The sequence below is a fragment of the Streptomyces massasporeus genome (genome assembly GCF_014648995.1).
GTDB classification, from domain to species: Bacteria; Actinomycetota; Actinomycetes; order Streptomycetales; family Streptomycetaceae; genus Streptomyces; species Streptomyces massasporeus.
In genome coordinates this window covers 398,869-413,919 of record NZ_BMSE01000003.1, presented here as the reverse complement: position 1 = coordinate 413,919, position 15,051 = coordinate 398,869, and the positions used below count along the sequence as shown (strand labels likewise).

Below are 15,051 nucleotides of genomic sequence, written 5' to 3'. Positions count from 1 at the left end.
GGTCAGTAGGCCCGGTTCCGCATGCGGCGCCACCACATCAGGGCCGCGCCGATCAGGACGATGCCGCCCGCCCCGGCGCCCGCGGAGGCGGCCATCAGGCGCGTGTCGTCCGAACCCTCGGCGCCGGCCGGCTGGAGGGCGTCGCCCAGCTGGCTGCGGACGTCGTTGCCGCCGTCCACGCCCTTGGCGAGCGGGCCGCGCGAACCCTCGGTCGGCAGGGCCACGTACGGGAAGGACTTCTCGAACTTCTTGTCGTTCTTGTCGACCGCGTCACCGAGGTCGTTCTTCGCGCCCAGCAGTTCGCCCTCGACGACCTGGAGCGAGGCGTCGATCACGTCGTCGCTGAGGCGACGGCCGTTCGGGAAGCCCGCGTTGTCACCGTCCAGGACGCCCAGCCGCTTGGGCTTGGCGGCCGGCTTGATGGACGTGTTGAGCCGCAGCTGCTCCGACGGCGTCACGTGCGGCGGCTGGTTGAGGTCCTTGACGCCCTTGAGGAAGACGTCGACCAGGTCGTTGCGCGGCTCGGCCGGCGCCGGGATCTTGTAGATCGCCTCGATGAGCTTGGGCAGCTCCGGGTTGGTGACGTTCTCCAGGAACTCGGCGTCGTCCCGCGGCGTGGACGCGTTGAACTTGTCCTTGTCCTTCAGCGGGTTGACGACCTCGTTCACCAGCGGGTTGCCCAGGCGCGACACCTGGGAGAAGTAGCCCTTGGCGTTCTTGCGCTGGGTCGTCGACCAGACGCCGACGACCGGCTGCTCGTGCGACTCGGTGATGAAGCTGTTGGGCACCTGGAGGGCGATCGAGTTGACGTTGTAGCCCTTGAGGGTGTCGTTGCCGACCTCGGAGAGGTTCCCGCCGTACAGCAGGTCGAAGACGCGCAGGTCCAGGAAGAACGGGTCGTCGGCCTGCCCGGCGAACGTCTGGGCGCCCCCGGCGAGTTTGTGGACCGCCTGCTTGCGCAGGGTGTGGTAGTCCGGCATCGACGCCTTGCCCACGTTCGACGGCGCCACCGGCACGTCGTCGGCGACCTTGGTCTTCGACACGGCCTTGAGGTTCTTCAGCTTGATCAGTTCGAGGTCGTACGTCTGCGTGATGTTGAGGTCGGGGTCGTCGAGGCTCTCGACCGGGCCCGTGTTGTAGAGGAACGTCTTGTCGTTCTTCGTATGAGTCTTGAACGTGTACCGGAACAGCAGGTCTTCCTGCGCGTCCCCGTTGCTGTCGATGCGCAGGTCGTACTGGGCGTCCTCGGCGAACGGGAAGAAGTTGGGCCCGCCGGCCGGTTCCTCGAAGGGGATCCAGTTCGCGACGATGGTCGTCGTGTCCGGCTTGTCCGGGCTGACGAACGCGTACACGTCGGTGTTGTCGTACTGCGGGGTCCCCGAGATCAGCGGGGCTTCGCGGTGGCTGGAGGCGGAGGCCTCCTCAGGGGCCAGCGCGGTCACACCGGCGGCGGCGAGCCCGCCGGTGGCCAGCGCACCACAGATCACGGTCGCGATGCTCCGGCGCCCCGCGCCGGTCCTGAAGGTAGGTGTCATGCCGTCCGTCCTCGGTGCCAACTTGCCTGACACACGCCATTCGGAGTGGTCGGCAGAGCGGATTGGTCGAATCTCAAACGTTCTTACGGCGAGTGGGGAAAGTTGTTTCATCGCCGGGCGACCCGCGTTTTCGGCGCGCTGATCCGTAACACCGTCCGGAGGTGTGTGCGTTGCGAATGCCTCGCGTGAGGGGACAGGCCCGGTGCGGCCTCGGAGAGGGGGACCGAGTGGAGGCGGACGAGCTGCTGCTGCTCGTGGCAGGTGGGGACCAGAAGGCGTTCGAGGAGCTGTACGGAGTGGTGTCCGGCCCGGTGTTCGGACTCGTACGGCGCGTGGTGCGCGACCCCGCCCAGTCGGAGGAGGTGGCTCAGGAGGTGCTGCTCGAACTGTGGCGCTCCGCGGCGAAGTTCGACCCCGGCCGGGGCAGCGCGATGTCCTGGATCCTCACCCTCGCCCACCGCCGCGCCGTCGACCGGGTCCGCAGCGCCCGGGCGGCCGGGGAGCGCGAGCAGCGCGAGGCACTGCGCGCGAACCAGCCCGCCTTCGACCAGGTCACTGAGGAGGTCGAGGCCGGCCTCGAACGCGAGTGGGTGCGCCGCTGCCTGGACCGGCTCACCGTGCTGCAACGCCAGTCGGTCACCCTCGCCTACTACGAGGGCTACACGTACCGTGAAGTGGCCGAGCAGCTCTCCCTGCCGCTGGGCACCGTCAAGACGCGCATGCGGGACGGGCTGACCCGGATGCGCGAGTGCCTGGGAGGAGTGGCATGAGCCTCTTCCGCCGCGAGGACCTTCACTCGCTCGCCGCGCCCTACGCGCTGGACGCCCTCGAACCCCCGGAGCGGGTCCGCTTCCGGAAGCACCTTCGGGACTGCGACCGCTGCGCCGCCGAGGTGCGCGCCCTGACCGAGGACGCCGTCCGGCTCGCCTGGTCCACCACCGCCCCGCCCCCGGCCGCGCTGCGCGACCGGGTCATGCTCGCCGTACGGACGACTCCGCAGGACCCGGCGCCCCAGGGCGCGGCGCGTGAGCCGGCCCGGACGCGGGCGACGCAGCTGCCGCCGCACGTCTGGGGCAACCAGCCGCCGCCACGGCAGCGGCAGCGGCGCCGGATCCCGCTGTTCGTGCCCTTCGCCACAGCCACCGCCGCCGCGGCCCTCGTCGTCGCCTCGCTGTTCGCCGTGCAGGCGAACCGGACCCAGGACCGGCTGACCGCCGAGCAAGATCGGTCACGTGAGATCGCCCACGTTCTGGCAGCTCCGGACGCCCGTGCGAGCAGTGGCCGGGACGGCCGGGGCCGCACCATCGGAGTGGTCGCTTCGGCCACGGAGGGGAGCGCGGTGATCACCCTCGGCGGATACGGAACGCCCACGGGCGGCCGCGTGCACCAGTTGTGGCTCATGCGCCCGGGCGCGCAACCACGCTCCCTCGGGCTCTTCGAGGGCGACACGCCCCTGGTCGCAACGGGTTTGGGCACCTCCGCGACGTCACTGGCCGTGACCGTCGAGCCCGGCGGGGGATCGTCGCAGCCCACTACCCAGCCGATCGTCCAACTCGCCCTGAAATCTGTTGGATTCGGAGAGTAATCGGAGATACATCGTCAACCCCCTTATGGGGAAGGTGAATCCTGTGACCGCGATACACGAGTGCCCGGACGGGGCGATAGGGTTAACCTGCCCGGGCCGGGTGGACTCGTACGGGTGGGGAGTGACATGGATCAGATAACAGTGCGCAGCAGGGCCAGGGTCCCTGCGATCACCTGCGGGAGCAGCGCGACCAGTTCGCGCCTCGACCGCCACCTCTCGGTGCTGGGCGGCCCTGCCGTCCCCCAGCGGGAGACGGTCGAGGCGACCTCGCTGATGCGGGAACTGACCGCGCGTCAGCCGCACGACCGCAGTGGCAGGGGCGCGCGCGTGCGTCGCGTCTCGCTCTTCGCGCCGCTGCGCCGACTGCGCCGCTCGCTGTTCGGCAGCAGGTAGGGGTCCGCGCTCGGGCGGTCACACCGCCCCTGGCGCAGCGCTGCGACACTCGTCGTCCGTCATCCCCGCGGCTTCGCAGCGACGCCAGGTGTGTTCCCGAGCGCGGCACGCCCCCTGTCGGTGCCTCATCCCCGCCCGGCAGTGACCGGGGGCCACGTCCGCGGCTCAGGCCGCCCGTTCACCGCTCCCCGTGCGCGTACTGGCGCACGGCCAGCGGCACGAACACCCCGAGCAGTACGGCGCACCACAGCAGCGACCCCGCGACCGGGTGGGCCACCGGCCAGGCCGCCCCGTCGGGCACCGGCGCGTTGCCGAAGAGGTCCCGCAGGGCCGTGGCCACCGCGCTGATCGGATTCCACTCCGCGACCGTCCGCAGCCAGCCCGGCAGCCCGCTCGTCGGGATGTAGGCGCTGGACAGCAGCGGCAGCAGGAAGGTCGCACCGCCCAGCTGACCGGCCGCCTCCTCGTTGCGGGTGAGCAGGCCGAGGTAGATCCCGGCCCAGGTGCACGCGAAGCGGAACAGCAGCAGCAGCGCGAACGCCCCCAGAGCCGCGAGCGGGCTGCCCTCGATCCGCCAGCCCACGGCGAGGCCCACCAGCAGGAACGGCACGGTCCCCGCGGCCGTGGCCACGAGGTCCGCCGCGGCCTGCCCCAGCGGCACCGCCGCCCGGCTCATCGGCAGCGTACGGAAGCGGTTCGTCACGCCCCGGTGCGTGTCCCCGGCCGCCTGGAACATGCCGGTCATGATCCCGCCCGAGGCGGTCGCCACCAGCAGGCCCGGCACCAGGAACGACCGGTACGCCTCGCCCGGTACCGCCAGCGCGCTGCCGAAGACGTAGCCGAAGAACAGCAGCATGCTGATCGGCATGACCTGGGTGAGGATCAGCAGCCCCGGGTTGTTCCGCATCCGCAGCAGCTGGCGGCCCAGCATGGCGGTCCCGTCGTACGCCAGCATGCTCATGCGGCACGCTCCTTCTCGTCGGTCGTCTCGGTCGAGGTCTCCGTCAGGCGCAGGAACACGTCGTCGAGGGTCGGCGGGCGCAGGCTCACGTCGAGCAGTGGCACGCCCGCCGTGTCCAGGGCGCGCACCAGCAGCGGGATCGTGAGCGTCGGGTCCTTGCTGACCGCGCCGACGGCGTTGCGCTCGTGGTCGAACGACGGCTGCGCGCCCGTCAGCCGGTCGAGTACGGCCGCGGCCCTCGCGAGCACGTCCGCGTCCGGCACGACGACCTCGGCGTGCGCCCCGACGAGCGACTTGAGCTGTGCCGGGGACCCGGTGTGCGCGACCCGGCCCCGGTCCACCAGAGCGATGTCGTCGGCCAGTTGGTCGGCCTCCTCCAGGTACTGGGTGGTGAGCAGCACGGTCGTGCCCTCGGCGGTCAGGCCGCGCACCACGTCCCAGATGAGGGTGCGGCTGGCCGGGTCGAGGCCGGTCGTCGGCTCGTCCAGGAACAGCACGTCGGGGCGGCGGATCAGGCTCGCCGCGAGGTCCAGGCGGCGGCGCATGCCGCCGGAGTAGGTGGACGCGGGACGGTCGGCGGCCTCGGCCAGGCCGAAGCGGTCGAGGAGGTCCGCGGTCCGGGCGGCCGGGCCGCGCACCCGGTGCAGCCGGCCGAACAGCTGGAGGCTCTGGCGCCCGGTGAGGTCCCCGTCGATCGAGGTGTCCTGCCCGGTGACACCGATCCGGGCGCGTACGGCGGCGGGCTCGCGAACGAGGTCGTGCCCCGCGACCCGGGCGGAACCCGCGTCCGGCCGCAGCAGCGTCGTCAACAGCCGTACGGCCGTCGTCTTGCCCGCCCCGTTCGGCCCGAGGACCCCGCAGACCGTCCCCTCGGCGATCGCGAGGTCCAGCCCCCGCAGGGCATGGACCTCCCCGAACCGCTTCTCCAGACCTTCACTAAGTACAGCGTACGTAGAAGTCATGGCATGACCATAGCGCACTACGTACGCTGTACGTAACTAGGATGGTGGTCGAGGTGATGATCGATGGCGGGCCGAGCGGCCGTACCCGAAGTGATCTGGGCGCGCCCCGAGCGCACCGGCCGCGGGCCGAAGCCGGCGTTCACCCGCGCCGACATCGCGGCGGCGGCGGTGCGGATCGCCGACGCGGACGGGCTGGACGGGGTGACGATGCGCCATGTCGCCACCGAACTGGGCTGCGGCACCATGTCGCTGTACAACTACGTCCCCCGCAAGGAGGACCTGTACGAGCTGATGATCGACGCCGTCGGCGCCGAGCACGAGATGTTCGAGCCCACCGGCGACTGGCGCGCCGACATGCTCCGCAACGCGGAGGAGACGCGCGCGATCATGTACCGCCACACCTGGGTGCCGCGTCTGATGCCGGGGGTGTTCGGCTTCAGCCCCAACACCCTGCGCTACTTGGAGCACTGCCTGGCCTGTCTCGAACCGCTCGACGTGCCGGCCGGCACGAAGACGGAACTGATCGCGCTCCTCAACGGCGTCGTGACGACCTACACCGGGAACGAGATCGCGACCGCAGAGCGCACCCGCTCGATGCCGTGGACGGCGGAGGAGGAGAACGCGGTCCGCATGGCCTATCTCGGCAGCCAGATCGCCACCGGCGCCTATCCGCGGATGACGGCGGCCTTCACGGAGCAGAGCGGGCCGGTCGACCTGGAGGCCGTGTTCAGACGGGCGCTCGAACGCGTCCTGGACGCCTTCGACCCCGAGTCGCGCCAAAGCGGCTAGCGCGGCCTAAAGCAGCTGGCGCGGCTAGAGCAGCGCCAGTTGCCCCTCGGGGCCCTCCTCGGGCCCCTCCAGCACCGACGCCGGGCGGCGGGCCGCGCTCGGCACCGGGAGGACGCCGGCCTTGCCCAGCTCCGACGCCGTGACCGGGTCGGGGAGCTCCGGCTCCTCCAGCGGGCGCAGTTCGGCCAGGAGCGCGAGGACGGTGACCAGCTCCAGCAGCTCCGACGTCCAGACCTGGGGCCAGGTGGCGGGACGGATCGCCGCCAGCGTGCCCGGCTCGGGGACGGCGACGCGGGTCGCGAACCACTGCTCCAGGACGCGCACTCCGCCCACCTCGAAGTCCCAGGCCTGCGGCGGCACCGGGGAGATGCGGCCCTCGTCCAGGAACAGGGCCTCCTCGTCCCGGTCGTAGCGCAGCGTCACGGGCCGGGAGGGCAGCGGAGCGCGGACATAGGGACGGCGGCCGCCGGGCAGCTTCGGGCGTTCGCCGTCACGGAGCATCAGCCACAGCATCCGGTGCCCCAGCTCCAGACCCCGCTCCCACGCGTCGGCGTCCCCGGTGAGCGGGACGGTGAGGTCCGGGCGGGCCGTGGCCGTGATCCAGGCGAGCACGTCCAGCGGCGCCGGGGCGCTGCCCAGCCTGCCGCCCAGGTGCTCCAGCAGACCCGGGGCCAGATTCGGCTCGCCGCCGCCCGGGCGGCGGAACAGCGGGCGGACCCGGCCGGGACGGAGCAGCGGGAGCAGCGAGGTGACGAACAGGGGAGGGGCGGCCCCGGGCGCCTCCACCACGAAGACCTGCCGCCCGTCCGCCACCCGCCACAGCTCCGGGCGGGCCGCGTCGATCAGCCGCTGGTCGGGGATCAGCCACTGCTCGTCGTAGGGCGCGAGCAGCACGCGCACCGGCTCCGGGCAGGGCCCCGAGGCGCGCACCAGCTTCTCCGTGCCGCCGCTGCCGCTCCGGCCCGGCAACCGGCCGACCGCCGTGTGCAGCGTGCGCGACCGCGTCGGCTCGAACAGCGACTCGCGGTCGGGGCCCTCGGCCTTGACCAGGGCGTCCCAGCGGGCCTTCAGGGACCCCGCGTCGGGGGCCGCCGGCCAGCCCCGGCCGAGCCGCGGCGGTGCGACGGACCACGGCATGAGGTCCGCCAGCAGCGGAGCGTCGTCGTGCGTCACGCTGGGCATCGTACGACGTATCCAGCGCCCCTGAGGGGCGCGGGGAACGGCGCCACCGGCCCCCACCGGCGCGCCGACGGACGCGGTGCTTCCAGCGGAGCGCTCACGTGGCGTCCAGGGTCACCGTGAAGGAGAACCGGTCCCCCCGGTAGTGGATGACGGCCACGTCCAGAGGCCGTCCGTCGGCGTCGTACGTCACCCCGGTGTAGTGCAGGATCGGGCTCAGCAGGGGGACTTGGAGCAGCTTCGAGGTCTCCGGGTCGGCCAGCCGCGCCTCCACCGTGTCCGTGATGCGGCTGATGTCCGCCCCCACCGCGTCCCGCAGCACCTTGGTCATGGGCCACCGGACGAGGTCGTCCAGGTCGATCCGCGCGGCCAGTTCGGGGCGCACGTAGTTGCGGGCGTGGTTCGTCGGCTCACCGGTCTTCTCGTCGCTGCGCAGCCGGTGGTACGTCGACACCTCCCGGACATCCGGGAAGAACTCGGCGAGTTCGCCCGGCACGGACGCGCTGCCGTGGTCCAGCAGTTCGGTCGTCATGCCGGACTGCTGGGCCACGATGGCGTCCACCGAGCCGAGCAGGCGCACCGGGGAACCCCGGCGCGCGTGCGGCTCGATGAACGTGCCCCGCCTGCGGTGGCGCGAGATCAGCCCCTCGTCCTCCAGCTCCTTCAACGCCTGCCGCATCGTCAGCACGCTCACGCCGTAGTGCCCGGCCAGCTGCTCCTCGGTGGGCAGCCGCAGCGGGTCCTGGGGCGAGCGGCCGAGGATCGAGGCGCGCAGCGACTGCGACACCTGGTACCACAGCGGCAGCTTGCGGTTCAGGACGATGGAATCCGGGGCGAAGGAGGTCACGGGCCATCCGTACCGGTAGGAAATGATCAGTGCAAGGGGCCCCCTAGGGGCGGAAGTGCCGCTCCAGGCCCTGCCAGACGTCGTCGTAGCGCTGCTGGAGGTGTTCCGCGCGTGCCGCGTGCGGGGTGAGGGTGAGTGGCCAGCGCGTCTCGAACATGAACGCCAGACCGTCGTCGATCTTCTGTGGCTTCAGCTCCGCGGCGCTCGCCCGGTCGAACGTCTCCCGGTCCGGGCCGTGCGCCGACATCATGTTGTGCAGCGAACCGCCGCCCGGCACGAAACCCCCCTTTCCGGCCGTCTTCGCGTCGTACGCGCCCTCGATCAGGCCCATGTACTCGGTCATCACGTTCCGGTGGAAGTACGGCGGCCGGAACGTGTCCTCGCCCACCAGCCAGCGCGGCGCGAACACCACGAAGTCGACACCGGCCAGCCCCGGGGTGTCCGACGGGGACGTCAGCACCGTGAAGATCGACGGGTCGGGGTGGTCGTAGGTGATGGTGCCGAGCACATTGAAGCGCCGCAGGTCATAGACGTACGGCACATGGTTGCCGTGCCAGGCGACGACGTCGAGCGGGGAGTGGTCGTAGGTGGCCGTCCACAGGTTGCCGCAGAACTTGTTCACCACCTCCACCGGGCCCTCGACGTCCTCGTACGCCGCCACCGGTGCGCGGAAGTCCCGGGGGTTGGCGAGCCCGTTGGCGCCGATCGGACCCAGGTCGGGGAGGCGGAAGGGGGCGCCGTAGTTCTCGCACACATAGCCGCGGGCCGTCGGGCTCTGCCCGCCGTCGGACGCCGTGTCCAGGAGCTCCACACGGAAGCGGACCCCACGGGGAACGAGCGCCACATGTCCCGGCTCCACATGGAGCAGCCCGAACTCGGTGTGCAGCAGCAGCCCGCCGCGCTCCGGGACGATCAGCAACTCTCCGTCGGCGTCGCTGAACACCCGGTCCATCGAGGCGTTGGCCGAGTAGAGGTGCACGGCGATGCCGGTCCGCTGGGTGGCGTCACCGTTGCCGCCCAGGGTCCACAGGCCCGCCAGGAAGTCGGTCTCGGGCGCCGGGTCGGGCAGCGGGTTCCAGCGCAGGCGGTTGGGGTCGGGCACGGTCTGGGTGAAGGGGGCGGTGCGGATCGAGCCGCTGTGGGTCCGGGTGAACGCCGGGTGCGCCGCCGAGGGGCGGATCCGGTACAGCCACGAGCGGCGGTTGTGCGCCCGCGGTTCGGTGAACGCCGAACCGCTCAGCTGCTCCGCGTACAGCCCGAGCGGGGCCCGCTGGGGCGAGTTGCGGCCTTCGGGCAGCGCGCCCGGGACGGCCTCCGAGCTGTGCTCGTTGCCGAAGCCGGAGAGGTAGGTCAGCCCTTCGGCGGTCTTCCGCGCTCCTCCAGGCTCGAACCCGCTCGCGCGGGTGGTGCCCCCATCGCCCATGATCGCTGCTCCCTTGCCGTTTGATTCCTATGCAGTACCGTAGGATTGCGATTTCCCCGACGCAAGAGGGGCGCGCGGCATCCTCTCGACGGATGACCTGAACCCGACTTGAGAACGATCCGCCGGGCCGGACGTGTGTTCTACGCTCCCGGACATGACGTGGACACGGAGACCCCTTGCCGCGCTCGCGGTCTGTGTCCTCCTGCTGGCCGGATCCGCGGGCTGCGGCTCCGGCGACGCCCGGGAGGGTGCCGGGTCGGCGACACCGGTGGGCAAGATCCTTGAGGACCGGGACCAGGAGGGGCGGCCCTATCGCGAGGTCGGCCAGGAGGAGGCCCCCGACGTCGGCATCGAGGTGCAGCCCGACGCCGCCGGCGGCTGGGACGTGCGCCTGAGCGTGCGGAACTTCCGCTTCTCTCCGGCCGGTGCGGCGGCCCGCGCGGTGGCCGGACGGGGTCTCGCGCGCCTCTTCGTCGACGGCCGTCCCGTCGCCCGGCTGCGCGCCTCCGCCTACCGCCTGGACACCCGCCTCGTGCCGCGCGGCACCCACCGCGTCACGGCCCGCCTCTACGCCGACGACGGCACCGTGTGGGCGGTGGACGGAAAGCCCGTGGAGAGCACGGCCGACATCACGTCCTCGGAGCCCGGCCCGGGCGTCTCGCCGGACACGGCCTCCCGGCGCAAGGCCCGGACGCAGGGCGCGGGCACCGGGGGGCGAGGTTCACCCGGCCGCGCCGGAGGGGCATCATGAAGCCCGTGCCCCCCGCGACATCGCTCCGTCGTGCGCCCGTGCAGCGGCGCAGTGCCGAACGTCTGACCCGGATCCTCGACGCCTGCGCCGATCTCCTCGACGAGGTCGGCTACGACGCCCTGAGCACCCGTGCCGTAGCCCAGCGGGCCTCGGTCCCGATCGGTTCGGTCTACCGCTTCTTCGGCAACAAGCGCCAGATGGCCGACGCGCTGGCGCAGCGCAACCTGGAGCGGTACACCGTGCGCGTCACCGAGCGCCTGCGGCAGACCGGTGAGAACGAGGGCTGGCGCACGGCCATGGACGTCGTGCTCGACGAGTACCTGGAGATGAAGCGCACCGCGCCCGGCTTCTCCCTCGTCGACTTCGGCAACCAGATCCCGGTCGGTGCCCGCGCCGAACCCAACCGCCGCGTCGCCGACCGCCTCACCGAGCTCCTCTCCGGATACCTGGACCGCGAGCCCGACGAGAATCTGCGCCGCGTCTTCCTCATCGCCGTCGAGACCGCCGACACCCTCGTGCACCTGGCATTCCGGGTCGCGCCGGAGGGGGACGAGCGGATCATCGACGAGGCCCGGGAGATGCTGCGGGCCTATCTGGCCCGGGTGCTCGACTGACCTGGATCCCCCGAGGGTCTCCGCTGCCCGACCGACCGAATCCCCCGAGGGTCTCCGCTGCCCGACCGACCGAATCCCCCGAGGGCCTCCCCACCGTGCATACCGGTCGGTATGCTCGGGCGCGTCAGCGCGTCACCGTAGCCGCCGCCCCGGGAGGACCCGTGTCCCGCACCGCCCTGCGTATCTGCCCCCTGTGCGAGGCCACCTGCGGCCTGACCCTCACCATCGAGGGCACGCGCGTCACCCACGCCCGCGGTGACCGCGACGACGTGTTCAGCCAGGGCTTCATCTGTCCCAAGGGCGCCTCCTTCGGGGCCGTCGACTCCGACCCCGACCGGCTGCGCACCCCGCTCGTGCGACGGGACGGCGAGCTGCGCGAGGCCACCTGGGAGGAGGCCTTCGACGCGGTCGCCGCCGGCATCCGGCCCGTCGTGGAGCGGCACGGCCCGAACTCCGTCGGGGTCGTCCTCGGCAACCCCAACGTGCACACCATGGCCGGTGCCCTCTACCCGACCGTCCTGCTCGCCGGGCTCGGCACCCGCAGCATCTTCACCGCCTCCACGGTCGACCAGATGCCCAAGCACGTCTCCAGCGGCCTCCTCTTCGGTGACGCCAACGCCATCCCGGTGCCCGACCTCGACCGCACCGACCATCTGCTCCTGATCGGCGCCAACCCGCTGGAGTCCAACGGCAGTCTGTGCACCGCCCCCGACTTCCCCGGAAAGCTGAAGGCCCTCAAGGCCCGCGGCGGCACCCTCGTCGTGATCGACCCGCGGCGCACCCGCACCGCGAAGCTCGCCGACCGGCACGTTGCCGTCCGGCCCGGCACCGACGCGCTGCTGCTGGCGGCGATGGCCCAGGTGCTCTACGACGAGGGCCTCGTCGACCCGACGCCGCACGTCCAGGGCATCGAGGAACTCGCCGGTGAACTGAGGGAGTTCACGCCCGAGGCGGTCGCGGAGGCCTGTGACGTCGAGGCCGGCGTCATCCGCACCCTCGCCCGCGAGCTGGCCGCCGCCCCCACCGCCGCCGTCTATGGCCGGATCGGCAGCTGCACCGTCCCGCACGGCACCCTGGCCAGCTGGCTCGTCGACGTCCTGAACATCCTCACCGGCAACCTCGACCGGCCCGGCGGCGCGCTCTTCCCGCAGGCCGCCACCGACAAGACCCCGCGCCCCGCCGGACCCGGCCGCGGCTTCGCCCTCGGGCGCTGGCACTCCCGGGTGAGCCGGCACCCCGAGGCGAAGGGCGAACTGCCGCTCTCCGCCCTCGCGGAGGAGATCGACACCGCCACCGAGGAGGGCGAGCCGGTGCGCGCCCTGATCGCCGTCGCCGCCAACCCCGTGCTGTCCGCGCCCGACGGCGACCGCCTCGACAAGGCCCTCGACTCGCTCGACTTCATGGTCAGCGTCGACCCGTACCTCAACGAGACCTCGCGCCACGCCGACGTGGTCCTGCCCCCGCCCCCGCCCTCCCAGAGCCCGCACCACGACTTCGCCTTCAACACCCTCGCCGTGCGCAACCAGGTCCGCTACACCCGCCCCGCGATCCCCCTGGAACCCGGCCGCATGGCGGAGACGGAGATCCTGGCCCGGCTGATCCTGGCCGTCACCGGCATGCACGGAGCCGACCCGGCGGCCGTCGACCACATGGTCATCGACCAGACCCTCGGCAAGGCGGTGAAGGAGCCGCACTCGCCGGTCCACGGCGGCGACCCGCGCGAGCTCGCGGGCCGGCTCACCGGCGACACCGGCCCCGAGCGACGGCTCGACATGATGCTGCGCCTCGGCCCCTACGGCGACGGCTTCGGCGTACGACCGGACGGGCTCAGCCTGGAGAAGCTGCTCGCGCACCCGCACGGCATCGACCTCGGCCCGCTCGAACCCCGCCTGCCGCAGCCCCTGAAGACCCGCAGCGGCCGGGTGGAGCTGCTGCCCGGCCCGATCGCGGACGACCTGCCCCGCCTGCGCGCGGCCCTCGCCGAACGCCCCGAGGGACTCGTCCTGGTCGGCCGCCGTCATCTGCGCTCCAACAACAGCTGGATGCACAACGTGCCCGCCCTCACCGGCGGCTCGAACCGCTGCACCCTGCACATCCACCCCGAGGACGCCGAGCGGCTGGGCGTGCAGAACGCGGAGCCGGTGCGGGTGAAGGGCGCCGGGGGAGAGGTGACGGTGAAGGCCGAGGTCACCGACGCGGTCCGCCGGGGTGTGGTGAGCCTGCCGCACGGCTGGGGCCACGACCGTCCCGGCACCCGCCTCAGCCACGCCTCGACCGACCCCGGCGTCAACGTCAACCAGCTCCTCGACGGCCGTCTGCTCGACCCGCTGTCGGGCAACGCGGTTCTCAACGGCGTACCCGTCGAGGTCGCCCCCGGGACCGCGCCGGAATCCCCCGCAGTGACCGAAAAGCTCACCGCTCTGACCTGAGCAAAGCTGTGACCAGCAGTTTTGCGCTTATTGCTCGCACGTCAACGTCTTGTTAACGCTGCTTGAACGCACCTAACGTCTCGGACACCGCCGGCCCTGGTGGGATGTTCAAGGGCGAACGTTAGGTATCCACTCATGCTGACCATCCTCGGCTTCGCCATGATCGCGACCTTCCTGGTCCTGATCATGATGAAGAAGATGTCGCCGATCGCGGCGCTCGTGCTGATTCCCGCGCTGTTCTGCGTGTTCGTCGGCAAGGGCGCCCACCTCGGCGACTACGTCCTCGACGGCGTGACCGACCTCGCCCCCACCGCGGCGATGCTCATGTTCGCGATCGTCTACTTCGGCGTGATGATCGATGTCGGTCTCTTCGACCCGATCGTCCGCGGCATTCTCAAATTCTGCAAAGCCGACCCGATGCGGATCGTCGTCGGCACCGCCGTGCTCGCCGCGATCGTGTCGCTGGACGGCGACGGCTCGACGACCTTCATGATCACCGTCTCGGCGATGTACCCGCTGTACAAGCGCCTGAAGATGAGCCTGGTCGTGATGACCGGTGTCGCCGCCATGGCCAACGGCGTGATGAACACCCTTCCGTGGGGCGGCCCGACCGCCCGCGCCGCGACCGCGCTGAAGCTCGACGCCAGCGACATCTTCGTCCCGATGATCCCGGCGCTCCTGGTGGGCCTGCTCTTCGTCTTCGTCCTCTCCTACGTCCTCGGTGTGCGCGAGCGCCGGCGGCTGGGCGTGCTGACGCTGGACGACGTGCTGGAGGAGGAGAAGGAGACCGAGACGGTCCTCGTCGGTTCCGGCGGCTCCGGCGACGGCAAGGTCTCCATGCGCAAGGGCGCCGCGGCCGGTGCGGGTGGCACGGGCTCCGGCACGGACGCTCCCGAGGGCGCCAAGGACTCCGCTGACTCCGCTGACGACGACGGCTTCCAGGGCCTCGACCCGAACCGGGAGACCCTGCGCCCCAAGCTCTACTGGTTCAACGCGCTCCTCACGGTCTCCCTGCTCACCGCCATGATCATGGAGTGGCTGCCGATCCCGGTGCTGTTCCTGATCGGCGCCGCGCTCGCCCTCTCCGTGAACTTCCCGCACATCCCCGCCCAGAGGGCCCGCCTGGCCGCCCACGCCGACAACGTCCTGAACGTCTCCGGCATGGTCTTCGCCGCCGCCGTCTTCACCGGCGTCCTCCAGGGCACCGGCATGGTCGACCAGATGGCCAAGTGGATGGTGGACGTCATCCCCGGCAGCATGGGCCCGCACATGGCCCTCGTCACCGGCATCCTGAGCCTGCCGCTCACGTACTTCATGTCGAACGACGGCTTCTACTTCGGTGTCCTGCCCGTCCTGGCCGAGGCCGGTGCCGCGCACGGGGTCACCCCGCTGGAGATGGCCCGCGCCTCGCTGGTCGGCCAGCCGCTGCACATGTCCAGCCCGCTCGTGCCGGCCGTCTACGTCCTGGTCGGCATGGCCAAGGTGGAGTTCGGCGACCACACCAAGTTCGTCGTGAAGTGGGCCGCCCTCACCTGCCTGGTCATCCTCGGCGCGGGCATGCTGTTCGGGATCATCTAGCCACC

The 15,051-nt window shown here is 71.6% G+C and carries 14 protein-coding genes; 8 read left to right on the top strand and 6 right to left on the bottom strand.

The genetic code is table 11. The features are described from left to right. Positions 1-2 precede the first annotated feature (2 nt). Complete coding sequence (locus IE153_RS11180; protein ID WP_189589559.1) at positions 3-1,535, bottom strand: DUF4331 domain-containing protein; 1,533 nt, start codon at positions 1,533-1,535, stop codon at positions 3-5. Positions 1,536-1,762: 227 nt separating this feature from the next. Between IE153_RS11180 and IE153_RS11175 the strand changes: the two genes are divergently transcribed. The 3 genes from IE153_RS11175 (at position 1,763) to IE153_RS11165 (ending at position 3,513) form a co-directional block, all read left to right on the top strand. Continuing rightward, positions 1,763-2,305 carry a sigma-70 family RNA polymerase sigma factor gene (locus IE153_RS11175; protein WP_030850800.1) on the top strand — a complete coding sequence of 181 codons (543 nt, stop codon included), beginning with the start codon at positions 1,763-1,765 and terminating at the stop codon, positions 2,303-2,305. Continuing rightward, entirely contained in the window at positions 2,302-3,120 is an 819-nt protein-coding gene (locus tag IE153_RS11170) for an anti-sigma factor (RefSeq protein WP_189589558.1), read from the top strand. Before IE153_RS11175 ends, IE153_RS11170 begins: the two co-directional genes overlap by 4 nt. 126 nt (positions 3,121-3,246) lie before the next feature. Next, positions 3,247-3,513, top strand: coding sequence for a hypothetical protein (locus IE153_RS11165; protein WP_030850794.1), 267 nt, complete (start codon positions 3,247-3,249; stop codon positions 3,511-3,513). Positions 3,514-3,691: 178 nt separating this feature from the next. Here IE153_RS11165 and IE153_RS11160 read toward each other — a convergent pair whose 3' ends face one another. Both IE153_RS11160 and IE153_RS11155 read right to left on the bottom strand, forming a co-directional pair. Beyond that, positions 3,692-4,474 carry an ABC transporter permease gene (locus IE153_RS11160; RefSeq protein WP_189589557.1) on the bottom strand — a complete coding sequence of 261 codons (783 nt, stop codon included), beginning with the start codon at positions 4,472-4,474 and terminating at the stop codon, positions 3,692-3,694. Then, positions 4,471-5,436 (bottom strand): ATP-binding cassette domain-containing protein, encoded by a 966-nt coding sequence (locus IE153_RS11155; protein ID WP_189589556.1) that lies wholly within the window; start codon positions 5,434-5,436, stop codon positions 4,471-4,473. The genes IE153_RS11160 and IE153_RS11155 overlap by 4 nt, the downstream gene beginning before the upstream one ends. Before the next feature lie 63 nt (positions 5,437-5,499). Here IE153_RS11155 and IE153_RS11150 point away from each other — a divergent pair, with 63 nt between their 5' ends. After that, positions 5,500-6,225 carry a TetR/AcrR family transcriptional regulator gene (locus tag IE153_RS11150; protein WP_189589555.1) on the top strand — a complete coding sequence of 242 codons (726 nt, stop codon included), beginning with the start codon at positions 5,500-5,502 and terminating at the stop codon, positions 6,223-6,225. A gap of 24 nt (positions 6,226-6,249) precedes the next feature. Here the strand turns inward: IE153_RS11150 and IE153_RS11145 are convergent, their stop codons facing one another. From IE153_RS11145 to hmgA, 3 genes are all read right to left on the bottom strand, one after another. Further along, positions 6,250-7,407: a type ISP restriction/modification enzyme gene (locus IE153_RS11145; protein ID WP_189589554.1), complete on the bottom strand. Its 1,158-nt coding sequence runs from the start codon at positions 7,405-7,407 to the stop codon at positions 6,250-6,252. A 94-nt stretch (positions 7,408-7,501) separates the two neighbouring features. Continuing rightward, positions 7,502-8,251: a GntR family transcriptional regulator gene (locus tag IE153_RS11140; protein WP_189589553.1), complete on the bottom strand. Its 750-nt coding sequence runs from the start codon at positions 8,249-8,251 to the stop codon at positions 7,502-7,504. 43 nt (positions 8,252-8,294) lie between these two features. Further along, on the bottom strand, positions 8,295-9,674 hold the full coding sequence (gene hmgA, locus IE153_RS11135; RefSeq protein WP_189589552.1) for a homogentisate 1,2-dioxygenase: 1,380 nt from the start codon (positions 9,672-9,674) through the stop codon (positions 8,295-8,297). Between the two features lie 154 nt (positions 9,675-9,828). On the opposite strand from hmgA, the gene IE153_RS11130 reads away from it, so the two are divergent. The 4 genes from IE153_RS11130 to IE153_RS11115 all read left to right on the top strand — a co-directional run bounded on the left by IE153_RS11130 (position 9,829) and on the right by IE153_RS11115 (position 15,046). Next, positions 9,829-10,425 (top strand): hypothetical protein, encoded by a 597-nt coding sequence (locus tag IE153_RS11130; protein ID WP_189589551.1) that lies wholly within the window; start codon positions 9,829-9,831, stop codon positions 10,423-10,425. After that, entirely contained in the window at positions 10,422-11,039 is a 618-nt protein-coding gene (locus IE153_RS11125; RefSeq protein ID WP_189589550.1) for a TetR/AcrR family transcriptional regulator, read from the top strand. Before IE153_RS11130 ends, IE153_RS11125 begins: the two co-directional genes overlap by 4 nt. Positions 11,040-11,200: 161 nt before the next feature. Next, the gene (locus IE153_RS11120; protein WP_189589549.1) at positions 11,201-13,468 is read left to right on the top strand and encodes a molybdopterin oxidoreductase family protein; all 2,268 of its coding nucleotides are present in this window, start codon (positions 11,201-11,203) and stop codon (positions 13,466-13,468) included. Positions 13,469-13,603: 135 nt separating this feature from the next. Then, positions 13,604-15,046 carry a CitMHS family transporter gene (locus tag IE153_RS11115; RefSeq protein ID WP_189589548.1) on the top strand — a complete coding sequence of 481 codons (1,443 nt, stop codon included), beginning with the start codon at positions 13,604-13,606 and terminating at the stop codon, positions 15,044-15,046. Positions 15,047-15,051 lie beyond the last annotated feature (5 nt).